The sequence below is a fragment of the Streptomyces sp. NPDC090119 genome, from assembly GCF_044747085.1.
Taxonomy (GTDB): Bacteria; Actinomycetota; Actinomycetes; order Streptomycetales; family Streptomycetaceae; genus Streptomyces.
The window spans coordinates 124,238-146,351 of sequence record NZ_JBIVDK010000005.1 but is presented as its reverse complement, the minus strand read 5'-3'; the positions used below and the strand labels follow the sequence as shown (position 1 = coordinate 146,351).

The window sequence follows — 22,114 nt, the reverse complement described above, 5'->3', positions numbered from 1 at the left end:
TCAGCCGAACGCATACGACGCGCCACCGCGCCCGCGCCTCACCTTGGCGAGGACCTTCTCCACCTCGCGGGCGGTGGCGTACGGATCGAGCGCACCGCTGATGTCGATCTGCACGCTGATGTGCTGCCCGCCGGACCCGACGACCGCGGCCCGGCCCGGCGTCACGGCGAGCGCCGGGTGGCCGGTCATCCGGGCGCCCACCGCCTGCATGGCCCGGTCGATGTACGGCAGCCCCTGCACGGCGCCGACCGCGATACCCCGGACCACGTTCACCCCGTCGGGCATCGTGGCCCGCGCCGGGGACTTGATCCCGAGCGCCTTGCGGAGCGCCTTCTGCATCGCCGTGGCGATCTTCACCATCGTCTTCTCAAGGGCCTTCTCCTCCGACTCCAGGCCCTTGAGGAACCCCTTCGAGGCATTCTTCCCGGAGTCGTACATCCGGTCCGCGCCGACCTGCCCGAGCGTCGTTGTCGACTTGTTGATCTGCGTTTCCAGCGAGTTGATCGAACTGAAGGTCGCCTTGTCCGCACCGACCAGCGCGCTCGCGTAGGCGTATCCCTGCTCCGGGCCCATGTTGAGGATCTGGTGCAAGAGGCTCTTGTTGAGCCCCCTCTTGGCCAAGATGCCGATGTACTTCGTGACCTGCTTGATCTGCGCCAGCTTGGCGGCGAGCCCGCCCTTGATGCTGGCCGCCGTGACTTGCCCGGGCTCCAGTCCGAGGTTGCTGAGGGCGGCGCCCTCCCGCGCGTTCTTCGTGAGGTCAGACGCGAACGCCTTGGCCTGGGCGATCTTGGCCTTGAGGACGTCCCGCTTCTTCGCCGCCGCCAGGAGCTTGTTCGTCTCCGTGTTGACGTAGGCGACGTACCGGTCATCCTTCTTGCCCGAGAACGCTGTCCAGATGTCCTTGGCGAGGTCAGCGGCCGTGGCCTTGATCTTCGCCTGGGAGCCGGTCAGGCCGATGATCATGCCCTTGCCGACGTCGGCCATCAGCGCCTTCGTCTTCTTCGACGGGGACGCGATCTCCAGCTCGGCCCTGATGCCGGTGACGACCGCACCGGCCATGACCCGGGCGGCCGCGTCGACCACACCGGTGCTGCCGGTCAGCCCCACCGCCAGGCCCCGCGCGGCATCCCCACCCGCACCGGTCAGACCGCCGCCAGCGAGCCCGCTCTTGGACAGGGCCTTGAGGTCGAACGTCCCCGAGTTGACCGCGTCGAGGAACGGCACCCCGTACCGTGCGACCGAGGCAGCCCGGATGACGTACTCGGTGTTCGACACGCGAGCGCGGGCGCCGGAGGCGAACATCGCCCAGATGCTGTCCGACGTGCCGGTGCCCGGCCCGGAGATGGGGCCGCCGTCCGGGAAGTACTGCACGTCACCTGCTGGGCCGCCGCCCGCCAGCGCGCGAATCCTGCCGCCTTGGGCGTAGTCGCGCTTGGCGACCGTCACGCCGCCCTGCACCGACGTGAACTTCGTGACGCGGTTCGTCGTGATCGTGATGGCTTTGTCGGTCAGCGCGTTGCGGGCCCGCTGGACGGCGTAGAGGTTGGACAGCGCCGTCCCCGTGCTCGCGGAGACCTGGACCCGACCGTCCTTCAGGTGCGTGACCTTGTAGCCGAACGCCTCCAACACCCGCTGGGCACCGGCGGACAGAGTCGTGAGCGTGACGGACTTCGCGCCGGGTGACCCCTTGACCTTGGAGATGAAGCCGTCCAGGTCGCGGCGCGCGTCCTCCGTGCTCATGCTGACCTTGGCGGCCTTGTCCGGGATCTTCAGGATCTGGCCGGCGAGACGGTTGGCCTCGGTGCTGCTCAGCCCCATCGCCTGCGCGGCCGCGATTAGCTTGGACCGGCCCCGGTCGTAGATCCCGTTGACGGTCTCCCAGCTCGCGCCGGACTCTCTCGCCTGGGACGCGGCCTCGTCGGTCTTGGACGCCAGGTCGTTGAGCGCGGTCGCCGCGTTCCTTGCCTTCTCCGAGTTGAGGTCCAGCTCGCCGTGCACCATCCGCAGCGAACCCGCGTTGTCGCGGGCGGCCTTGGCCGCCGCGTCGATGCTGGCCTCGAACCCGATCATGCCGCCCAGGCCCTGGCGCTGGACATCGTTGAGGGCCTGCAGGCTCTGCCGCAGCCCGTCCGCGCTGAGCTTCTGCGCGTTGAGCTTCTGCTGCACGGACTGCGCCTGCTGCCCGAAGACACCCATGCTGTCGGCGGCGAGCTGCTGCTCGAACTTCACATCGGCGATGGCCTGCTTGTAGCCAGTCAACTTGCCGGTGAACTCAGAGGTGTCGTGGCCACCCTTGGCGTAGGCGGCGCCCAGCCGCTGCACCGCGGCGGCCGCCAGCTCCTGGTGACCGGACTGCACTAGGTTGGCGAGCGCGCCGTCGATCGCGTCGATGTTGCCCTTGGCGTTCTTGACCGGGGTGGAGTCCCACGTTCCCAGCCCGCCCAGCGTCACGATCCACTGCTGGACCTGGTCCGTGGTGGTCGGGTCGGTCAGGCTGCGGACCTTGTCGTACAGGCCGCCCAAGTCCTTGCCGAACGCGCGCGACGCCTCCCCGGTGGCCTTGCCCGTGGAGCCGAGCTGCTTGAGCGACGACGTCAGCTTGTCGACATCCGGGGGTGCCTGCTCGCTGCGCGAGGACAGCTCGCTCAGCGCGATCAACAGCAGCCCGATCCCCGTGCCCGCCACCGCGACCTTCGCTGTGCGGGACAGACTCATGATGGCCGCGCGGGCACCGGCCAGCGCGCCGGGCGCGGCGGCGGCTTCGGTCCGCATCAGCAGCATCTGCGCGGCGAACGCGGCCACCACACTGCGGCCGGCCGCCAGCCCCAGGCTCGCGCTCTTGACCAGCCGCAGGGCGAGAGCCATCTGCAGCATCGTGCCGATGGCCTCGGGCGGCACAGCAGACACGACCTTGGCGAGGACGTCCACGACCTGCAGCATGCCGACGCCCATGTCCCCGGCGCCGTGCAACACGTTGACGACGGCCTCGCTGATGCTGCGCAGGACGCTGACCACGGTGGGGCCCTGGGCGCGCGCCCAGTCCATGAACTCGGCGACGCCGCCGCCGATCTGCGCGCCGTCCGACACCCGCAGCAGGTGGACGAGTTCGTCGTTCAGGCCGCGCAGGGTCCGGTCGGCGAACGCGGTGAAGCGGGCGTTCAGCTTGTCCAGGCCGGGCGAGGCCATCTCGCCGCCGACGATCGTCATGAAGCGGTCGGTCTCCCGGCCCGCGACCTTCACCAGCCCGGTCGTCTTGGGCAGCAGCGCGTCCACGATGGCGACGCCCTTGATGAAGCCGCCCATCGTGTCGCCGGACAAACTGTCCGACCACGCCTGGTAGTTGTCCTTGAGGACCCCGACCGCGGCTGCCGCCTCGCGGGTCTTGGGCGGGAGAACGGCCACCGCGCGGGCGTACTCGGCCTGCGCGGCCACGGCCTCCTTGGAATGGGCGCCGGACTTGGCGACCGCGTCGTCCCACGCCTTCTCCGCCTCGGACGCCTCGCCGAGCGACTTGATCTGCCCGGCGATCGCGGCGCCCATCGCACCGACAGCCACACCCACAGTGCCCGCACTGGCGACGATCGGCAGCAGGGACGCTGCCACCGGGAGCGCCGCCAGCGCCAGCATCTTCAGCGACCCGACGGAGTGCTCGCCGAACTTGTCGAAGTCGGCGCGGCTGCGCTCGGTGAGGTCATGCACCTGAGTGCGCAGCGCGTCGGCGACCGAGCCGGTCGCCACGAACTGCCCGCGCAGGTTCCTCAGCCTGCCGTCGGCGTCCTGGGTGAACCCGGCCAGCCGGAGGCGTGACTCATCCGAGGTGCGGGCCAGGCGGCGGCGCAGCCGCTCGGCCGCATCCCCAGCTCCGTCCAGGACTCGGGAGAGCTGGTCCCGGCCGTCCAGCGTGAACGTCATCGAGGGCACCGGTCAGCCACCGCCTTCCTGCTGCTGGGCTGCCTGGTGCTGCTCGATCCAGGCGGTCAGGGAGTAGAAGTCGGTGACGGTGAGGTCGTCGACTCCGGCTGGAGGGATGTGGAGGAGGTGAGCGAAGAGCCCGAGGTAGAGGTCTCGGGCCCGCTCGATGTCGGGCTCGGGCTCCCACCCGCCACCTCGCTCGCCGCCCCTCCGTCCGGCGCCCGGTCCGGGGCGGCCTCCGTCTCGGCTTTTCCCTCGGCCGCCAGGGTGTCGATGAGCCGGAACGCGTACTCGGGGTCGACGGCGACCTGGTCGACGCGGGCACGGAGGATGTCCGCGACCATGTCCGGGGTCACCTCGTCCCCGGCCTTGCTCAAGTCGAAGGCGTCGCGGATGACCTGCTCGACTTCCTTGTTACTCATCCGGGTCGTCAGCTCGGTCACGCCGGGGTCGCAGTCGGCCCAGCGCAGCGACGGTTCGCTGCGCTTGCGCAGCACCCAGACGATGCCGCGCATCGCGTCCAGGTCGTCGCTCTCCAAGCCCTTGAGGATCTCCTGCCACGTCTTGTCGACGGTGCGCTGCACGATCACCGCCTCGGATGTCCTGAGCTTGGTGGCGTCGTAGTGCTGGGGCTCCTCGCCCTCGGGGGTGTAGACGACAATCAAGGGGGGTTCTCCTATTCGAGGCGGCGTCTCACGTCGTCAGCCACACGGCTGACTTCGCGGGTGATGCGGTCGGTGTGGGCGCGGATCGTCCGGTCCCACCACAGCGGGGTAGCAGTCTGGGTGGCCCACCGGCGCCGGTTGCCGAACACCGGGTGGCGGATACGTCCGCTGTTGATGACGTCGGGCATGCGGCGCAGGTCGGGCGGCAGGCGGCCCTTGTCGACCCAGACCCGGGCGCCGGGGTTGCCGGTGGTCCGCACCGAGATCCGGATGGCGTCGGCGATGGTGGCCCGCAGGGGCCGCGTCGTCGGCGAGGCGCCACCGCGCTTGCCCCCGCCCCGCCCCGGCGAGCTGATTTCGAGGTGCCGGATCTTGTCCTGCAGGTCGCGCTGCAGCGGTTCGGCCGCGCGGCGGATTCGGCGGGTGTAGCTCTGGCGGATGTTCTCGTGTCCGGCCCGGCGCAGCCGCGCCGCCAGCTCAAGCAGCTGGCCGGTGCCGGTGATACGGAAGCCCTGCACCATGGCGGCCTACAAGGTGGTGTCGGTGCTGATGATTTCGATCTTCGGCTGGTTCGTCCCGTCGTACAGCCCGACGAAGGTGAACGACGGCTTGACGACGCCGAAGCCGTCCACCGTCGGCGGCCCCTCATCCAGACGAATGGCCGGGAGCGTGAGCCGGAAAGTCTCGTAGTAGGTCGCGGCGATCAAGGGGCCCTTGAACTCCCAGACGAGGCTGGTCGCGCCATCGCTGGTGTGCAGGTCGTCCAGCGTGGTCGAGGTGTAGTCCGTCTCGATCGTCCCGGAGATCTTCACCTGGTCGTTCTCGATCGGCTCCGCCTTCAGGCCCGCGTTGTTCGCGTAGAAGCGCTCCACATCCTGCGGCCGTTCGATCTTGCAGGACACCTTGCGGATGCCGTCCAGTACGGCCTCCGAGCCGAAGCTGCCGGTCTTCAACGCCATCTGCGCGAAGTGGAACGGCGCCATGTTCGAGTAGCTGGCGGCGGCCAGCGGCTGGGCCTCGTCACAGTCCCGCGCGTCCACCTCGAACGACGCGGTCAGCATCTGCCCGACCTCGCACGAGAACTCGCCCGACGTGACCTTGCAGCCCAGGAAGCTCTTGTCGGTGACCGTGCCGTTCACGAGAGGCACGCCCTTCTGGACCGACAAGCTCTTGCCCGCGGTGCTGGCGAGGGTGTGGGTCTGCAGGTAGGCCGGGCCCGCACCCTGCTGCACCGGCGTGACCGTGGTCCCCATCAGAGCCTGGATCAGCAGACCCATGCCCTTGTTGGTGACCTCCATCTCCAGCGAGCCCTGCGCCTCACGCCGCGTTACCACGCGCCGAGAGGACAGCGGCAGCAGGCGGCCCGCCGCGATCCCGGCGCTCTGAGCTGTGGTCTTCTTGAGGGCGAGCGATTCCTTGGTGAACTCGATGAACTTCGACGGCGCCACGTAGGTGCCGTACGTCGTCTCGGCCGCGATACCGATCTGCGCGCCGAGACCCGATCCAATCGCCATCGGTCAGTCCTCCGTCTTCTGCGGCCGGGCCGCGGTCTTCTTCGCCAGCGGGGCCAGCTCGGTACGGTCGGGCTCCGGGGGTCGCGGCTCCTCCACGGCCTCCCACGTGCCGGGCTGGCACACGTAGCCGTCGAACCGCTCGTCCGGTACCTCCACGACCTCATCCGGCTGGACCTCGCGGCTGGCGAGTTCGGGCACCGTCACCGGCTCCGGCCCCAGGAAGCGCACACGCGCCATGGGTCTCCTCCTCAGATCCGGGCGTGGCAGGACACCGCGAAGCCCAGGGCAGCCCGTACGCCCTGGTCGGTGAAGTACTGGCGCAGTGAGGCCCGCGTCAGGTGCGCCCACAGCACCGTGCTGTTCAGCGTGGACGCCTCGGGGTTCGGGTCGGACGCGCGCAGAGCTGTCTCCACGACGGCCAGGAGAGCGAACGCCCGCGCACGTACAACGGCGACGGTGTCGTCTCCGGACCAGACGTCCAGGACGCAGGCGATGGTGAAGTCCTCGTCGCGGGTGCGGGCCCCGGCGGCGTTGAAGTCCTGCACGATCGTGACCGCTTCGTCCTCGCCGCCGGACCAGCCGACGGCGAGGAAGTCGCGTGTGGCAATGTCGTCGACCGGTGGGCCGTCGATGACGTCCACTCCGGTCAGGCTGTCCGTGTCGGTGAGGATCTGCAGGAGCGCGGCCATCGCGCCGGGCACCGCCGAGCTGGCCATCAACCCACCTCCGGCCCGAGGCTGTCCGGGTCCAGCAGCTGTACGGCCCGGTTGGGAATCGCGAAGCCGAGACCGGGGATGGGCTCGCTGACGTCATAGTCGTCCATGCCGCGCTGCGGTCGGCCGGGCCCCTGCCGGGTGCGCCACAGATGCTGAAGGATGATCTTCGCGGCGGCACGGATATTCGCCGTGACCACCACACGGCCCACGCGGCTGATGGCACGTAGTGGCCCGTGCAGCAGCCCGCCGTCAAGCCGGGTGACGATCCCGGTGGCGCCGTCCAGGTGTAGCCCCTGTACGTCGTAGGAGGTGTCGCCAGGGCTAAGCGCGCTCACCGACACCAGGCTCACGACGGGCGTCAAGGCGAGCGTCAGCGACCGGCCGCTGGTGAAGAAGATGTCCTGGGTGACGGTGCGAACGACGACCGGACCCACGAGTTGCTCGACTGCCCGCGTGCACGCTTCGATCCACTCGCGGATCTCGTCGTCGTCGCCGTGGTCGTTCTTCTTCAGGTGGGTGCGGGCGTCGGCCAGGGACAGCAGGGCGGGGGGTGCCGCGTCCCGCACGTCGAACATGTCGGTGTAGGCGTGGGCAGGGCCGGTGAACTGCCAGCGCACCGTGTGCCGTCCGGCGGCCGTAGCGACGTAGTCGGCCTGGTAGCGGCCGGTCGTGCCGGTTTCGGACGCGGGCGGGCTGGCCGTCGACCCGTCCGGCAGCGTCACTGTCACGGCCGCCGTTGCAGCGGTCGTCAGCACCCCGGTGGGGTCGGTGCAGTCGGCGGCCAGGCGCACCGTGGAGCCGAGATCGAACGGCACTGGCTACTCCTTGCGGGGGGTGCCCTTGCGCGGGCGCCCGGTGGCCGGGGGCGCGCTCAGGGCCCGCAGCTCGCCCGGAGCGGCGGTCGCCTGCTCTGCGCGGACCGCCTGGGGCGCCGGACGGACGGTGGCCTCGGGAGCAGCGAACAGGTGCTCGTGGGTGATGAGGATCGGGTCCTCGTCGTCGACCAACTGCCCGACGACGTAGGCGACCGGGGCCCCGTCGCGCCAGACGGTGAAGGATTCCTTGCAGCGCTGCATGATGCTCCTCAGCTGTGCGCGATCGGGGTGCGGCGGGGGAAGGCGCGCAGGATGGTGGCGCCGAACGTGCCGCCCGAGGTGGCGCCGGACGTGGTCACGGACGCGCGCAGGTAGCGCTTCGCGCCCTTGTAGCCCAGCTCGAAGAGCACGTCGTCGTCGGTGGAGGCGATGGTGGGTGCGGAGCCCTGCAGGTCGGCGGCGGCCACGGTGGACCAGGTCGCGTTGTCGTCGGACTCCTGCAGCACCACGGCGTGCGAGCCGTCGGTGATGGTGCCGGTGTGGACGACGAGCATCGCCGAGCGGGACGCGTCCTTGTTCTCGTGCAGGTCGACGGTCGTGCCGTTGACGGTGCCGTTCGTACGTAGGGCGACGGGCAGCGTCAGCTTGGCCCGCGCCACGGTGTAGAGGCTCTGCCTCATGAAGGGGCTCCCTCGGGGAAGGCGCGGACGGCCGGACACCGTGGTGAGGTGTCCGGCCGTCGCGGGCGGGCTGGGTCAGGTGACGTTGAGCATCCGGAACGCGCCGTCGTTCACCGAGTCGGCGCCGACCCGGTACCAGGCGTACCAGCCGCGCTGGCCGGTCGGCCGGCGGTTGGCGCCCACCAGATGCGGCAGGAACTCGATGCTCATGCCGATGCGGTCGGCGATGACGTAGTTGTCGAAGTCGCCGTACACCGCCACGAAGTTCTCCTGCGTGGCGTTGACGATGCCGTCCATGTCCTCGGCCTCCAAGGCGCGGCGGCCCAGGAGCATCGGGGGGACGTCGGCGCCGATGCGCTCCCACAGGTTCGTGCCGCCCGCGGAGTCGAACTGGCGGATGGCGTTGTAGATGCCGCGGTTGGCGAGCCAGGAGGCGTTCGGCCGGTACCGGCCCGGCAGCGCGGTGTCCGTCTTGTAGACGTCGCCGGACGCGAACGTGTCCGTCGTGGTCGACGTGACGATGGACGAGGTGCCGGTGAGCGCGGTGACGATACCGGTAGGCTGCCCAGCGCCGGAACCGGCGACGAACGCCCCAGCCTCCAGGGTGTCCTTGCCGAACGCCAGGAGACGGCCGACCTCGGTGGTGACGTTCTCGGCGTCGTCCATCGCCTCGATGGAGATCGGCACGAACCCGTCGGCCTTCCACACCGGCACCGTGGGCTGTCCGAAAGTGGGCGCGTTGTCTGCGGCCTCGGAGTTCTCAGCGGCCCACCGCCACGACACCGCACCGGCGCTGACGCCGTTCCACACGTCGCCGGTCGCGACGACCTGACGGGCCACCTGCCGGATCTGGTTGATGGACCCGTTCGCCGTGATGATGATCGTCGGGTCCAGCTGGAAGGGCACCAGGTAGCCGCCCTGGTTGTCGGTGAGGGACATGGCCCGCTCCAGAGCCTGCTGCTCCTCCGGGGTGACCATGTGGCCAGCGCCACGGGCCAGCTTGGACCAGGCGCGCATGTACTCCGGGGACGAGGTCGCCAGGCACATGCGGGCGATGCTGCCCCGCTTGTCGTCCCACGCCTCGATGATGCTGGTGGCCGTGGACCGGATGCCGTCGTTCGCACCGGCCATCTTCTCCACGGCGCACAGCGCGCGGGCCCGCAGCTCCTGCCCGACGTCCTCCGGGGAGCGGCCGAAGGTGCGCATCTCCCCGAGGTCCCACGGGTTGCGGAACCGGCGGTCCTCCACGCTGTCGGGGTTGAGGATCGGGTCGAGGTCGTAGGCGCCGCCCCGGCCGGACGGGGTACCGCGCTCGACACCGAGGGCGGGCGGCTGCCGGTCGGCGGCCTGCGTCGAGGAACGGACCCGCTCCAGGACGCTACGCCGCTCCATCTGGCGGCGGTGGTCGTCGACCTCGGCGAACTCGGTGGTCAGCTCGTCGAACTGCCGCTCGTCGTCGGTGGTCAGGTCGTCCCGCGCCTCCAGCTCTTCGAGCTGGGCGCGGATGTCACGCAGGCGGATGACCGCCTGCTGGTGCGAGAGCTGAAGCGGCTTGGGCATCAGCGGGTCTCCTTCGGGGTGTCGATGGACGCCAGCACGTCATCCATGAGCCCGCCGATCTCGGCGAGCTGCGAGCGCATGCGGACGGTGCGGTCGGACGGTGACGGGTGCCCATCGGCGGGCGGCGCGTCGGGGGTGGGCGGGTGCTCGGTAAGGAGCGGCGCGCCAGTGGAACGGTCTGTGGGGGCTGGGTGCTCGGCGGGCGGCCCGGCCGGTGAGCGGTCTCGCTGGTAGAGCAGGGCGGTGGCGACCTCGCGGCGCAGCTCCGGGTCGTCCGGTACGGACGGCGTGGACGCGTCCCGGGCGAGCGAGTGGCGGATACGCCGGGTCATCTCGTCGTCCAGGGCGAGGTGGTCGGCGACATCCCGCGCGCGGACCGAGACGGACGTACCCGCGTAGGCCGGGAAGACGACCGGCCCGAGTTCGCGGCACTTCAGCTCGATCAGCTCGCGTTGCAGCGGCCCGCGGTCGCCCGGCATCCACAGCAGGTCGTACACCTCTTCGGGCTTGACCAGCTTGCCGTTGACGTCGCGCCATTCCTCGCGGACGACCTCGAATCGGAAACTCATGCCGTTCACCGACTTCTCGGCGATCGCGTCCCTGACGGGCTGCATCAGCCAGTTGTCGGTGAGGCGGCCCTCTACGTAGAGACCTTGGTCGTCCTCGCGCAGCTCGGCGATCGCGCCGATCGGGATGGAGCCGATCAGCGGGTGCCGGCCGTGGTCGAACTGCATGACGGGCGTCTGCTCGCGGATGGTCTTCTTGAAGGCGCCCTTGCGAATCGTCTCCGTGAAGGCCCCCTCCCAGGAGTTGATCTCGGTGGGGGAGCTGAAGAGGGCCGCGTAGCCGGACAGCGTCCGGCCGTCGCCCTCCTCGTCTCCGTCGGCGCGTGCCAGCTGGAACGGCGCCGACCTCTCCAGTTCGCGCATCGCGGGGGACAGGGCGGGCATCAGGGGCTCCCTTCGGAGGGCGCGGGCGGCAGGTCCTCGTGGGTGCCGCCGGGCTTCTGCAGCTGTACGGAGAACAGGCCGGTGTGGACCAGGAGGGACCAGTCGGACGCGGTGACGGCGGCCATGACGGACTCCGGGGTGTACCCGGCGTCGACGAGGGTGCGGATCGTGCGGGACTCCACGCCCTGGATCTCGGCCGCGTCCCTGGCGTCCTCGCGCAGGAACGGCACGTGCCGGGCGTCGTACCAGAGGCGGACCGCGCCCGAGCCGGAGCCGGGCGGCGTGACGAGCGGGGCGAAGGACCCGGCGGCGTTCTGCCACAGCGGGTGGATCGTGCCGTCCGCGAAGCGGCGCCGCGCCTGTCCATAGTTGGAGTAGGTGGCGGCCTTGAGGCCCTCGGACAGGCCCACGATGATCGGTGGTACACCGGCCGCCGACGCGATGCGGGTCTCCCCGGCGCCCTGCACGCTGCTGAAGTCCATCTGGCGCAGGTCGCCGCCGACCACGGTCACGTCCGCGCCGCCCCCCAGGTACAGGGTCTTGTAGGCGTTTTCGACACCACGGTGCCCGGCGTCCATCTTCGCCTTGAACTTCGAGAACGCCTCCGGCGTGACCTGCTTGTCGAGCCGGACCACGATGTTCGGGGTGGCCGCGTTCTCGAAGTACTTCCTCTTGTGGGCGGCCATCAGGTTGTCGTTCTGCGTCTCCCGGATCACCGGGGTCAGCCAGGACATGCCGCGGTACGTCGCGAGCGGGTCCGGGACCGGCGCGAAGTGTGCGACCTCCTCGGGCCACAGGAACACCGGCTCCGCACCGGGCTCCTGGTACAGGTAGCCGTACCGGCGCCAGCCCAGATCGCCGCCGTGCGGGTGCGTACGGCGCTCCAGCACGATCTGCACCCAGTCCGGGCGCATCCGCACCGCCTCGCCCTGCTGTGCCGTCCAGTACGAGTTCCCCGCCAGGTCGGCGTCCTGGATGACCCGGCTCAGCAGATCCTGCGTCGTGCCGCCCGGCCACGGCTTCTCCAGCAGCGCCAGCTCGGACGTGCCGAACATCTGCGACGGGGTGCCGTTGTTGAGGCGCTGCCAGGTGAACCGCGGCGCGGAGAACACGGACATGCGGGCCACCATGCAGGCCCACACGACAGGGTTGGTCGCGAAGAGCTGCGCGTACCCCGGCAGGTCCGTCGGCGCCTTCTCAGCGGCCTGGCCGGGCTGCGTCTGGGTGAGCCCCAGCGCGGACATCGCGCCCCAGCCCAGCGACTGCTGCAGGGCCGCTGCGAAGTCGTCGATCGTCGCGATGTCGCGCGACTCGGCGCGGCCACCGCGCGAGCGCTGCCACAGATTCGTCACGGGCCGCCCCCGTCACCGGTGTCGGCCAGCAGCAGGCAGTACACCACCAGAAGCACCCCACCCACGACGAGGCCCACCGCCAGTCCGAGCCCCAGCCCGGCGCCGGCCGCGACCATCGCGCCACCGCTCAGGACGCCGGACCGCGCGCGGGCCGTGCGAGTCAGCCGAAGTCGGCCCACGGTTCCACCTCCTCCTCCGGCTCCTCGATCTCCACGAACACGCCCCACCGGGCCTGCGTTACCCCGACCAGCGGCGTGATGTCCACACCGACCCCGCGCCGGGCCCACGCCCACGACTCGCCCAGGTCCCGCTTCCGGGCGCCCGCCAGAGCGGTCGCCAGCGGCGCCTGATCGAGGTGGGCGACCTGCCCGGATACGACCGCGTCGTAGAACTGTCCGACCGCCTGGACGACGTCCCGGGTCTTGGTCTGCACGATCGGCGCCAGGAGCCGGGGCTCCTCGTCCTCGCCGACCTCCTCGTCCGGGTCGGCCTTCAACGCGTCTGTCAGGTCGCGGATGAGGGAGCCAGCCGGGCTGCCCGGGTCCATGACCCAGCAGCGTGGCTGCCACTTCTCCGTCAGCTCCCGCGCCCGCTTGGCCACCCAGTCGGTGCCGGGCCGGTTGTCGACGACCTCCACGTGCACGGCCTCACCGTTGCGGCCAGCCGCGCAGATCGAGGCGTGCGAGCGCTCGGGGGTGACGTCGATAGCAAACGCAACCGGGTCCTCCATCTGGCTGGTCCCGTCCGCCAGGGCCTCCCAGACGTCCCGTCCGATGACCGCCCACGAGTCGCCGTCCTCCGACGGGTACTCCCCGACACCGAGCCGCTCGCGGGCGTACCCAGCAGCGCTGAGCGTGGACCGCTCGTTGGCGACCTTCTCCAGCGTCAGCCGGTAGCCGACCGCCGGGTTGGCTTTCAGGACCGCAGCGTCGGAGGCGGGGTCGTCATGCGCGGTGCAGTCGACCGGGCACTCCTTGACGTGCAGATCGGCCGACCACTCCAGGTAGGCGAGCGACGGGTCCGTGCGGCCCTCCTCGATCGCGGCGAGGGCCCGCTTGCGCAGGCGGGCCAGCTGCACGGACAGGGCGCCGATGCCGGCGCTGCCCAGGTACCAGATCTGCGGGTCGTCGACCGCGGCCATGGTGGGGAGCAGGGCGTCCATCTCGTTGTCGCCGAGGATCATGTCCTCGTCCAGGATGTTGCAGTGCCCGGTGAAGCCACGGCCGCTGCCTTTGCTCCTGGCGATGAACCGCAGGAGCTGCCCGTTGTGCAGCTCGATGCCTTCCTCGCCGACGGTCTGTCGGTACGTCTTGACGCGTTTGTGCAGGTCAGGGCACCCACGGATGAGGCGCTCGACTCGCTTGAACGCGGCCTTCGCCGTCTTGAACTCATGGGCGCTGTGGAGGATCAGCTCCTCGCCGCCGATGAACAGGCCCCACAGCTCGCGGGCCTCGATGATGCCGCCCTTGCCGTTCTGGCGGGGGACGTTGACCGCGACCTCGAACGCCGACCACGAGCCGTCGGGCCGTTCGCCCATGCCGACACGCAGGACGTGCTGCTGCCACGGGTCGAGCTCGAGCCCGGCGCGGGCCGCGAGGTCGATGGCCTCCTGTCCGGCGCTGGACACGAACGGCGGGGCGACCTGGATCGGCGGCTCCTGCCAGCCCCGCAGCGGGCCGTCACCCGTCGGCGACGTCCCGGGCTGCAGCCCGGCGCTTCTCTCGCTGGCGAGCGATGTCATCGACCGCGTCCCCCTCCTCCCCGACGGGGGCCAGCTTGCGCAGGTCGGTCATCACGGCCCGGAGTTCACGCCCCGCGACGGCTCGCGCGGTGGCGGCGTCGGTGTCGTCGATGGACCGGGCCAACGCGAGCGCGAGTTGGGCCAGACCGGGTGCAGTGTCGTCGCCGTGCAGGGTGTCGATCTCTGCGGAGACCGCGTCGGTGACCGCCCCCATGATCACCTCTCCCGTCACACACCGTGACATCACGCAGAGTGACGGCCGCTAAAACGACCGAACCGAGTTCGCGTGAATAGATCTTGATTTCGGGCCGCGCAAAAAACCGGGCGAGAAGGGCGTTTGGGTCGCCCGCCCTCCCGCGTTCACGATGCCCTCGGGCCCCCCTCCCCTTGGAGGTCCGGCCCGCTGGATCACCGCTCTGGCCTGCCGGTCCGGGGCCCGGCCACACCCTGTGACCGGGCCGGGCGGCGGTGGCCGGGCGGCTGAGCGGTGGCTGAGGCGACCGCTCCACGAGGTGCTGGGTGCGCTCGACTCCCGGCGGTCACCAGGCCCGTGACGCCTGCCGGGTGACCGTGCGTTCGCTCTTGAGCTTCGCTCGCTGTGCGTACCAGCGCGTTGCCACGGCGCGCAGTCCTGGCGCGCGCATGTCGGCGATGCGCTGCATAACGATGTCCTTGCCGGGGTCGACGGCGACGACCTCGGCACCGTGCCGCCGGTACCGGGCCAGCCACTTGGCCGACGGCATGGTGTGGATCAGGTACACGTCGACCTGGTCAAGGTGCTTGACCGCTTCGTCGATGGCCGCGTAGCGGGCACGGTGAGCGACCTTCAGGGCGATGGGGTGCTGGGACCAGCCGGGGGCGCCGGGGCCCATGAGGGCCTGGGTGATGCGGTCCAGGTCGATGACGATGTCCGTCGCTCGGGCGCGCGCCTCGATCCAGGAGGTCTTGCCTGCGGCTGGCGGGCCGGTGACGACGTACAGCATGCGACGTCACCTCCGTACGAGCCGGGCCACCTCGCTCATGGGGATGTTGATCTGCTCCGGGGTCAGCTTGGGTGCGCCTTCAGTGTGGCCGTACCAGTGGCACGTCACATCCACCCCGTTGACCCTCTCGGCACGGATCGGGTTGTGGATGGTGTCGATGTCCACCACGGTGACGATCTGATCCAGGGCAGGGAGCAGGTGCTTACGGACCAGCTCGGCGAGGGGGAAGTCGACTTCGTTGTAGTCGATGCCGACGGTCTCGCAGTAGACCAGCCAGCCCTCAGGATCGTCGCCGTCGTTAAAGCCCCACTTGGACAGCAGGTCCTCGCTGCACAGGGTCAGGTGCGGTTCGAGCACAGTCACCACCTCCGTGAGGACCGTACCGGCTGGCGCTGCGGGTCGGTGCGGTTGCCGCGGGCGCTGTTGCACCGACGGTGTGCCGAGCGGGCGTTGGCCGGGGCGAGGAGGTCACCGCCGCGCGAAAGCGGGACGGCGTGGTCGAGGGTGAAGGCGTCGCGGTGGCGCTGGGCGGCGCGGCCGATGATGTCGTAGCGGATCGCCTTGCCGCACCACCAGCAGGGCAGTCCGAGGGCGCGCTGCTGGTCGCAGAGGCGACGGTAGGGGCGCCCGTTGCGTGGATTGCCAGCCACGGGCGCCACCTCCGTCTACACGTCGCCGAGGACATCCTTACGGGCGGCAGCGGCCTTGCGGTTGAGGGCGCCGGTCATGCGGAACAGGGCGACGGTCAGGGCGAGGAAGCCAGCGGCGAGCAGCACCTGGGTGATGACGCTGAGGATGCGGACGTGCTGTGTCATCGACGCGACGATCAGAAGGATCACGTTGCCGGTGACCCAGGCAAGCCAGATGCGGATCTTCTCGACGCGAACGGCGGTCTGGATGTCTCTGTAGTCGCTCATGGTCCCCCCACGGGATTGCTGACGCTGAGGGGGCATCATGCGCCGTCGTAGGGGCCTGTGAGGAGTCGTGTGGCCGGGTTGTGATGTTGGGGGTCTGCCGCCCGGCGCTCCCGTACCGGGGCCACCTCTGCCCGACGCCGGGCGGCAGACGAGCACGACGAAGCCCCGGGGCCTGGTGGCCTGCCGGGGCTTCGTCGTGAGTGTGTGGGCTGTGTGAAGGCACAGCAGTCCGGGGAAAGCGTGACACGTCGCTGACCTGCGGTCAAGCGGCGGGGCGCGACCGGCGTTTGGCGGCGAGCGCCATCACCTCGTTGGCTGGGAACCACGGCTGGCCGATGGTGCCGCCAGACTGGGTGAGCTGGCCGCGCTGCTTGAGCTTGCGGACGCCGGCCAGGGTGATGCCGAGGGCGCGGGCGGTCTGGTGGGCGGTGAGGTGGCCGGGCCGGATGATCTGCGACTCCATGCCCCCATGATGCCCGCGGTCAGTTCCCCGGGTCGGCGATCAGGAAGTAGCCGGTGATGCGTCGCCGACCCGCCGTCGTCTCGTTCGTCGGGTGGAAGTAGCTGGCCGGGATCTCGTAGGTCAGGGCTGCTCGGTCCTCGTGGCGGACGCGTACGGTGCGGGCGCCCGGGGCGTGGTCGTCGAGCACGATCACGGTGGCGGGGTAGTGCGACGTGGCACCACCGCTGCACGTCCGGTACGTCTGGCCCTTCTTAATGCGATGCATGGCGTCATCCTTGCGTAGGTGGTGGGCAGGGAGGGAGCCTGCGCGGGGGAGGTGAGACCCCGAATTTGCCCAGGCAGCGGCCTCCTGTGGTGCTGCCTCCCCTGCCTCCCCACGCTGGTGTTCTCGCAGGTCAGCACAGGGGAGGCGGGATAGGGAGGCGGTTGGGGAGAACTCCCCGAGATTCAGGCGGCTCCCTGCTCGTTGTCCAGGTCTGCGTCGGCTTCGGCGAGGCGCTCGGCAAGGGCGTCCAGGACGCGGCCGCGGGCGACGACGGACTTCCCGGCGCTCTTGTACTGCTCGGCGCCGTAGGGCTCCAGGGCCCGCTTGAGGTCGGCGGGCCCCCATTCGCGATAGGCGTCAGGGCGGCGCTCGGCGAGCCGGTGCAGAACCTCCTGCGTGAGCATGCGGGTGTCGTCTCCGAGAACGGCAGCGACGTCCGCGAGCGGGTCGGCGGGCTCGAAGGTGGGGTGCGGGGCGTCCGCGGGCGTGAGACCTTCCCGCAGCGCAACGGCGCGCTCCACAACGGGTGTGATCTCGTCGGCGCCTGCCTCTTTCCGCAGGAAGTAGGAGCGGATGAGTCCAGGGGTCTTCCCGAAGCCCGCGGCCATGGCGGTGCCGAGGTCTTCGCCCGCGACGAGCGTGGTCGCCGAGTACCCGTTCTTGTGCATGCCGGTACCGAGGATCGCGTCGTTGCCCTGGTGGTCGTTGATGGCGAACGCGATCCGGTGGGACACGGTCTTGGAGATCCCGCGCGGGAGGCTGTTGGCGTCCGCGTCGGGCGTGATCCACAGCAGCACGATGCCGGTCTTGCGTGCCTTCTTGGTGACCTTCAGTGCCAGCTCCTTGGCCTCTTTCCCGTGGTCGGGGTGTCCGAACAGCTCGTGTACCTCGTCGAACACGACGATCCGGGGCCGCATCGACGGGTCACGTTCGGCGATCTCGCGGGTCAGTTTGGTCTCGGTGCCGAGGCGTTCCAGTTCCTGTCCCCGGCGGGACACCTCGCTGGCCAGGGAGCGCAGCGTCTCCATGGCCGCGACGATGTGCTCGTCCTCGTCGCCCTTGACCAGGGTCCGCAGGCGCGGCCGCATCGGGTCGTAGTCGATGTTGTACGCCAGGACGTGGACGTCGACCTCGACCAGCGGGTCGAGCATCGCGCCGAGCAGCAGGGCGACGACCAGCGACGACTTGCCTGAGCCCATGATTCCGGCGATCAGGTAGTTGGATGCCATCAGTCGTCCGGTGACCCGGTCAGCGCGGGCGTTGATGGCGACGGGGACGCCCTTGAAGAAGTCGGTGGTGCCCTCGGTCAGGAGCGGCCAGGCCGGTACCGGCTTGGTGAGGACGCCGGGGTCGGCTACCCACAGGTCGAGGACGCCTGCCTGGTCGCGCGGCTCGGTCGGCCACACCTCGACGGGCTTACGCAGCAGGTTGTGAGCGAGGGTCCGCTTCTTGTCGGCGATCATTTCCACGTTGACGCCCATGGGGAGCTGGAGCTGGGTGTGCCAGCCGCCGCCGGAGCGGGTGGTGGGGGACACCCAGCGGGGCTGCCAGCCCTCCTTGATGGCCTTGTTGAGGGGGCCGATGCCGAGGTTGCTGAGGGCCTTGAGGATGGCGCCCTCGTCGGGAACGACGTCGCGGGTCTCGGGGTCGCCGGGCAGGGCCCAGGTGGGGGCGGCCTGGCGGTGGCGGCCGACGGCCCAGGCGCCGGTGAGGGCGAGGACGGGCAGGGAGTAGAGCAGGGGCGCCCAGATGACGCTGGCGAGGAAGGCAACCCAGCCCACGAACTCGATGACGGCCCTGGTGGGCGTGAGGATGTCGGCGAGGTCGTGGTTGTACCAGGCGAGCATGATGCCGAGCAGGAGCAGGGTGCCAGCGCCGGTGGCGGTGGCGGAGCCGACGGCCTTGGGGGCGTTGAGGGCCATCTGGAGGAGTTCCATGCGCCGCTTGTGCCGGGCGAACCGGTAGGCGTAGGCGCGCTGTTCCCACTGGCGGACCAGTTCCTCGTTCCCGGCGGCTTCGGCGGCGCGCATCATGCGTTCGTGCCGGGCGGTGGTGCGGGAGTCCCAGGCGCGGCGGGTGAGGATGCGGGCGCCGCCGAGGGTGTAGGCGGCGTGGCGGACGGTGAGGCGTCCGGCGGTGCGGACGCGGTCGTCGGCGAGGGCGGCGCGGGCGATGCGCTGGTAGCGGGCGCGGCGCCGTTCGGGGTGGGTGGAGGACGGCGGGGACGCGGGGCTGTCCGGGGTGTCCTGCGCGTCCTCTGGCGGCTTGATCAGGCTGAGGGTCATGCTGTGCGTCTCCGGGTGCTCGTCTGGGTGCCGGGGGCACGGGGCGGCCGACGATCCTTGGCCGGGTGGCGGCCGCCCCGTGGCGGGTCTACTTCCTGCGGGCCTTGGCGGCGGCGGCCTTGCGCTCCTCGGCCTGCTCCTGGATGCGGTCGGCGCGGCGCTCCAGCCGGGCGGTGGACTTGCCCCTGGCCTCGCGGCGGGTGATGCGGAAAGCGAGGCCGACCATGCGGGCCGTCTCACCGACGGTGTACGTGGTGGGCTCCTCGGACGGGGTGCTGGCCATGGCTACTTCTCCTGGTCCTCGGTGCTGGTCGGCTGGGGCGGGAGGCTCATGGAGAAGGTGATCGTGTAGTCGCCGTCGTCCTCGATCTCGATCTCGCTGCCGGTGTCTGGGGTGCGGTCCATCGGATGTCCCCTCGGGGTGTGCGGGCCGGGCTGTCCGGCCCCACCGCTCCCCCACGGCACGAGTCCGTGGGGGACGGAAGGGCAGGTCAGTGTGCGCGCTGGGCGGCGGCGATGATGTCGGCGTGGTCGAACGCCAGCTCGGGGAGCGCGTTCAGGGGCCACCACTGGGCGTTGGTTGCGTCGTCGCCGGCCTCGATCGGGATGCCGGGGATGACCTCCAGGCGGTAGGCGACGGTGACGTACCGGCCGCGCGGGTCACGGTCGGGCTGGTCGAACGTGCCGACCTGGACCAGTTCCTCCGGCGCCGCGTACACGCTGGCCTCTTCGGCCAGTTCGCGGGCTGCGGCGGCGCGGCTGGTCTCGCCGGGGTCGACGTGGCCGCCGGGCAGCGCCCACGCGCCCTCGAACGGGGCCCAGCCGCGCTGAATCAGGAGGACGTTGCCGTTGGTGGTCATGACGACGACATCGGCGGTGTAGCGGATGGTCTCGAAGGTCTCAGACATGGGGTTCCTTCCGGGTCAGTGGATGGCGATGTACAGGCTGGTCAGGGTGAGTGCGAGCCCGATCAGGGCCAGGGCCCGGCAGGTGGTGCGGCCGGGCGGCCGGCGCCGGGTCACCGGCGGCGTCCGACCTGCATGTCCTGCCAGACGGAGCGCAGGACGAGCAGGCAGACGGTGGCGCAGACGGCGCCGACGGCGACCGCGACCGCGAGGAGTGCGGCGGCCATGGCGAGGGCGGTGAGGGCGACGGCTCCGCCGATTCCGGCGGCGACGTACAGGCCAACCGGGCGGTTGGGCCGCGGGGCGGGCGGCTGGGGGGCGGGGGTGGCGGCCTGCTGGGCGGCGAGGACGGCGGCCACGATCTGCGCGACGTCCGCGGTGTTCGTGGTGGCCTCGCGGACGGCGGCCTCCGCTCCCTTCAGGGCGTCGCTCATGCCGTCCACCCCCGCATCCGGCGGGCGAGTGCGGGCCGGACGGCGATACCGGCGGCGAACGCGATGACGGCGGGCTGGGTGGCGGCGGCCGTGGCGACGGTGGTGGTCACCTCGGTGGCGGCCGGGAGGCAGAGCAGCAGCCCGAGCAGGGCGCCGAAGAAGAGTGCGCGCATCAGTTGTAGCCGCCCTTCATGGGGTCGTTGCGGGGCGTTGCGGCGGGCTTCTTTGCGGCCCGGGACAAGGCGCTCCGGATGTGGTTCTCGGGGACGACCAGCCGCCGGGTCTCTTCCAGGCGGGCCGCGATGTCGCGGGCCGTGGCATCGGGACCGAGAGCTGTTGCGGCCTCCTCGACCGCGCCCTGCAGGCTCAGCGCGGGCAGAGCCGGAGGCGACGGGCTGACCTGCGGCGCAACAGGCGCATCGGGTCGGTGCACCTCGTACTCGGCAGGCCGCTCGCCGAGTACCACGGCGACGGCGACGGGGTCGACGGCGAGGCCGTAGGTGCTGAGGATCGCGGCGAGTTCGACCACGTCCGCATCAGGTCGCGCATCAGCGGCGAGCCGGATCGCGGCGGCCGGGTCCATGTCGGCGAAGGTGGTGCGCAGCCGCTCGGTGGCGGACGCCGGGCGGGACGGTTCGGCGGGCGCTTCCAGGGCGGGTGGGGTGGCCACCCCGTACATGGAGGCGAGGGCGGCATCGGCTCCGTCGCGGACGCGGGTGCGCTGTACGTCGACCAGTCCGGCGCCGAGCTGGGCGTCGCCGACGCCGACGTGCTGGGCGAGCCGCCAGTACCGGCGCACTGCCCACTTCTTCTTCAGCTTGCCGGGGTGGCTGTCGGCGACGGCCCGCTCGTAGGCGAGGCGCCGGGCCACGTCCGCGTTGCGGCGCATCGTCTCGGCGTCCACACCGGTGCGGTAGACGACGATGGAGCGGGCGATGAGCCCGAGTCCTTCGGCGGCGCCGGACATGGCGAGCGGGGTGACGGCGTAGACGGCGGACTCGGTGACGCTGTCGGCGATGGCCAGCCCGGTGAAGCTGGCGGATACCGGGGCGAGCCAGAGGCCGGCGCGTACGGCGGCCGGGGAGGCCATGCCGAGCATGGTCCGGCCCAGCATGATCAGCGACAGGATCAGGGTGAGGCCCTCGCCGGAGGCGACGACACCGCCCGCGGTGGCCCGCCGGTGGAACTCGGAGACCACGTTGCCGTAGGTGCCGACCGCTCCGACCGTGCCGACCGCGAGCATGGCCACGGCAGCGGCGGTCAGGACGGCGATCTGGCCCTTGGTGAGGGTGCGGGTGTTCACCGGGTCACCGCCGGGCGGGGCATGGCGCGGCAGGTCTGGGCGTGGGCTTGGGCCCAGTCGCGTGCGTCCCGGTCGGCGGAGTCGGGGTCACGCGTCTCCCAGGACGAGTAGTTGCCCCGGACGGTCTTCCAGTGGCTGAACTCCTCGGCGGCGGGGCAGCCGGTGCAGACAGCAGTGGTGTGGTTGCGGGTCGCTCCGATCCCGTCGTTCGTGGGGTAGGTGCGGTTCCCGTGGATGAGGTAGACGGTGGCGCCGCCGACGGTGAGGTAGCGGGCGATCACGCCTTCGGGCCAGTTCTGCTGCTCGCTCATCGGGTCACCGCCGCGGTGCTGTACAGGCGGGGCGCGCGGTGGGTCATGCGGGCGCGGATCGGGGCGGCGTCCGCGTAGTCCCGCTGGCAGGCCCGGTGCAGCGCGGCGAGCCGGTGCTGCTGGGCGGCGGCCGTGCTGGCCGGGGTGCGGCGGATGATGCCCGCGGCGATGAGCTTGCGGGTCGGGTGGGTGCCGCGCTGGGGCGCGGGCGTGACAAGATCGGCCATAGCCGATGCCTCCTGGTTAGGTCAGGATGGTCAGCGGTGAGGGAGTCGGAGCGGTGCGCGCGCCCGGCGGTGTTCCAGCACCGTCGGAGCTACTGCTCTGGCTCCCGCTCTGC

At 70.9% G+C, this 22,114-nt stretch carries 29 protein-coding genes; all 29 read right to left on the bottom strand.

Features of this window, described 5'->3' with window-relative positions; translation table 11 throughout:
• On the bottom strand, positions 1-3,915 hold the full coding sequence (locus tag ACIPPM_RS22155; RefSeq protein WP_401450484.1) for a hypothetical protein: 3,915 nt from the start codon (positions 3,913-3,915) through the stop codon (positions 1-3).
• 65 nt (positions 3,916-3,980) lie between these two features.
• Positions 3,981-4,580 carry a hypothetical protein gene (locus ACIPPM_RS22150; protein WP_401450481.1) on the bottom strand — a complete coding sequence of 200 codons (600 nt, stop codon included), beginning with the start codon at positions 4,578-4,580 and terminating at the stop codon, positions 3,981-3,983.
• Between the two features lie 11 nt (positions 4,581-4,591).
• Positions 4,592-5,101 carry a hypothetical protein gene (locus ACIPPM_RS22145; protein WP_401450479.1) on the bottom strand — a complete coding sequence of 170 codons (510 nt, stop codon included), beginning with the start codon at positions 5,099-5,101 and terminating at the stop codon, positions 4,592-4,594.
• A 6-nt stretch (positions 5,102-5,107) separates the two neighbouring features.
• Positions 5,108-6,094, bottom strand: a complete 987-nt coding sequence (locus ACIPPM_RS22140; protein WP_401450477.1) for a phage tail tube protein — start codon at positions 6,092-6,094, stop codon at positions 5,108-5,110.
• Positions 6,095-6,097: 3 nt separating this feature from the next.
• The gene (locus ACIPPM_RS22135; protein ID WP_401450474.1) at positions 6,098-6,331 is read right to left on the bottom strand and encodes a hypothetical protein; all 234 of its coding nucleotides are present in this window, start codon (positions 6,329-6,331) and stop codon (positions 6,098-6,100) included.
• Between the two features lie 11 nt (positions 6,332-6,342).
• Positions 6,343-6,810, bottom strand: a complete 468-nt coding sequence (locus tag ACIPPM_RS22130; protein WP_401450472.1) for a hypothetical protein — start codon at positions 6,808-6,810, stop codon at positions 6,343-6,345.
• Positions 6,810-7,625, bottom strand: coding sequence for a hypothetical protein (locus tag ACIPPM_RS22125; RefSeq protein ID WP_401450470.1), 816 nt, complete (start codon positions 7,623-7,625; stop codon positions 6,810-6,812). The genes ACIPPM_RS22130 and ACIPPM_RS22125 overlap by 1 nt, the downstream gene beginning before the upstream one ends.
• Positions 7,626-7,628: 3 nt before the next feature.
• Positions 7,629-7,886 carry a hypothetical protein gene (locus ACIPPM_RS22120; protein ID WP_401450468.1) on the bottom strand — a complete coding sequence of 86 codons (258 nt, stop codon included), beginning with the start codon at positions 7,884-7,886 and terminating at the stop codon, positions 7,629-7,631.
• Positions 7,887-7,894: 8 nt separating this feature from the next.
• On the bottom strand, positions 7,895-8,305 hold the full coding sequence (locus tag ACIPPM_RS22115; RefSeq protein WP_401450466.1) for a hypothetical protein: 411 nt from the start codon (positions 8,303-8,305) through the stop codon (positions 7,895-7,897).
• A 75-nt stretch (positions 8,306-8,380) separates the two neighbouring features.
• On the bottom strand, positions 8,381-9,865 hold the full coding sequence (locus tag ACIPPM_RS22110) for a phage major capsid protein (RefSeq protein ID WP_401450464.1): 1,485 nt from the start codon (positions 9,863-9,865) through the stop codon (positions 8,381-8,383).
• Positions 9,865-10,815 (bottom strand): HK97 family phage prohead protease, encoded by a 951-nt coding sequence (locus tag ACIPPM_RS22105; RefSeq protein WP_401450462.1) that lies wholly within the window; start codon positions 10,813-10,815, stop codon positions 9,865-9,867. Before ACIPPM_RS22105 ends, ACIPPM_RS22110 begins: the two co-directional genes overlap by 1 nt.
• Positions 10,815-12,167 (bottom strand): phage portal protein, encoded by a 1,353-nt coding sequence (locus ACIPPM_RS22100; protein WP_401450460.1) that lies wholly within the window; start codon positions 12,165-12,167, stop codon positions 10,815-10,817. Before ACIPPM_RS22100 ends, ACIPPM_RS22105 begins: the two co-directional genes overlap by 1 nt.
• Positions 12,164-12,346, bottom strand: coding sequence for a hypothetical protein (locus tag ACIPPM_RS22095; protein WP_401450457.1), 183 nt, complete (start codon positions 12,344-12,346; stop codon positions 12,164-12,166). Before ACIPPM_RS22095 ends, ACIPPM_RS22100 begins: the two co-directional genes overlap by 4 nt.
• Positions 12,328-13,908 (bottom strand): terminase, encoded by a 1,581-nt coding sequence (locus ACIPPM_RS22090; RefSeq protein ID WP_401450455.1) that lies wholly within the window; start codon positions 13,906-13,908, stop codon positions 12,328-12,330. The genes ACIPPM_RS22095 and ACIPPM_RS22090 overlap by 19 nt, the downstream gene beginning before the upstream one ends.
• A complete protein-coding gene (locus tag ACIPPM_RS22085) occupies positions 13,847-14,122 on the bottom strand; it encodes a hypothetical protein (protein WP_401450452.1) in 276 nt (91 codons plus the stop codon). The genes ACIPPM_RS22090 and ACIPPM_RS22085 overlap by 62 nt, the downstream gene beginning before the upstream one ends.
• Before the next feature lie 325 nt (positions 14,123-14,447).
• Entirely contained in the window at positions 14,448-14,891 is a 444-nt protein-coding gene (locus ACIPPM_RS22080; RefSeq protein WP_364928998.1) for a hypothetical protein, read from the bottom strand.
• Positions 14,892-14,897: 6 nt separating this feature from the next.
• Positions 14,898-15,248 (bottom strand): hypothetical protein, encoded by a 351-nt coding sequence (locus tag ACIPPM_RS22075; protein WP_401450449.1) that lies wholly within the window; start codon positions 15,246-15,248, stop codon positions 14,898-14,900.
• A 2-nt stretch (positions 15,249-15,250) separates the two neighbouring features.
• A complete protein-coding gene (locus tag ACIPPM_RS22070; protein WP_401450446.1) occupies positions 15,251-15,541 on the bottom strand; it encodes an HNH endonuclease in 291 nt (96 codons plus the stop codon).
• 15 nt (positions 15,542-15,556) lie between these two features.
• Positions 15,557-15,808, bottom strand: a complete 252-nt coding sequence (locus ACIPPM_RS22065) for a hypothetical protein (protein WP_401450443.1) — start codon at positions 15,806-15,808, stop codon at positions 15,557-15,559.
• Between the two features lie 262 nt (positions 15,809-16,070).
• Positions 16,071-16,271 (bottom strand): hypothetical protein, encoded by a 201-nt coding sequence (locus ACIPPM_RS22060; RefSeq protein ID WP_401450441.1) that lies wholly within the window; start codon positions 16,269-16,271, stop codon positions 16,071-16,073.
• A 19-nt stretch (positions 16,272-16,290) separates the two neighbouring features.
• Positions 16,291-16,536, bottom strand: a complete 246-nt coding sequence (locus ACIPPM_RS22055; protein ID WP_401450439.1) for a hypothetical protein — start codon at positions 16,534-16,536, stop codon at positions 16,291-16,293.
• Positions 16,537-16,718: 182 nt separating this feature from the next.
• A complete protein-coding gene (locus ACIPPM_RS22050; protein ID WP_401450437.1) occupies positions 16,719-18,821 on the bottom strand; it encodes a cell division protein FtsK in 2,103 nt (700 codons plus the stop codon).
• A gap of 88 nt (positions 18,822-18,909) precedes the next feature.
• A complete protein-coding gene (locus ACIPPM_RS22045) occupies positions 18,910-19,104 on the bottom strand; it encodes a DUF6257 family protein (protein ID WP_401450435.1) in 195 nt (64 codons plus the stop codon).
• Positions 19,105-19,312: 208 nt separating this feature from the next.
• A complete protein-coding gene (locus tag ACIPPM_RS22040) occupies positions 19,313-19,729 on the bottom strand; it encodes an NUDIX domain-containing protein (protein ID WP_401450433.1) in 417 nt (138 codons plus the stop codon).
• Positions 19,730-19,839: 110 nt separating this feature from the next.
• Complete coding sequence (locus ACIPPM_RS22035) at positions 19,840-20,160, bottom strand: hypothetical protein (RefSeq protein WP_401450431.1); 321 nt, start codon at positions 20,158-20,160, stop codon at positions 19,840-19,842.
• On the bottom strand, positions 20,157-20,333 hold the full coding sequence (locus ACIPPM_RS22030) for a hypothetical protein (protein ID WP_401450430.1): 177 nt from the start codon (positions 20,331-20,333) through the stop codon (positions 20,157-20,159). Before ACIPPM_RS22030 ends, ACIPPM_RS22035 begins: the two co-directional genes overlap by 4 nt.
• Positions 20,333-21,463: a conjugal transfer protein gene (locus ACIPPM_RS22025; RefSeq protein ID WP_401450428.1), complete on the bottom strand. Its 1,131-nt coding sequence runs from the start codon at positions 21,461-21,463 to the stop codon at positions 20,333-20,335. The genes ACIPPM_RS22030 and ACIPPM_RS22025 overlap by 1 nt, the downstream gene beginning before the upstream one ends.
• On the bottom strand, positions 21,460-21,774 hold the full coding sequence (locus ACIPPM_RS22020; RefSeq protein WP_401450426.1) for a hypothetical protein: 315 nt from the start codon (positions 21,772-21,774) through the stop codon (positions 21,460-21,462). The genes ACIPPM_RS22025 and ACIPPM_RS22020 overlap by 4 nt, the downstream gene beginning before the upstream one ends.
• Positions 21,771-22,001, bottom strand: coding sequence for a hypothetical protein (locus ACIPPM_RS22015; RefSeq protein WP_401450424.1), 231 nt, complete (start codon positions 21,999-22,001; stop codon positions 21,771-21,773). Before ACIPPM_RS22015 ends, ACIPPM_RS22020 begins: the two co-directional genes overlap by 4 nt.
• Positions 22,002-22,114 lie beyond the last annotated feature (113 nt).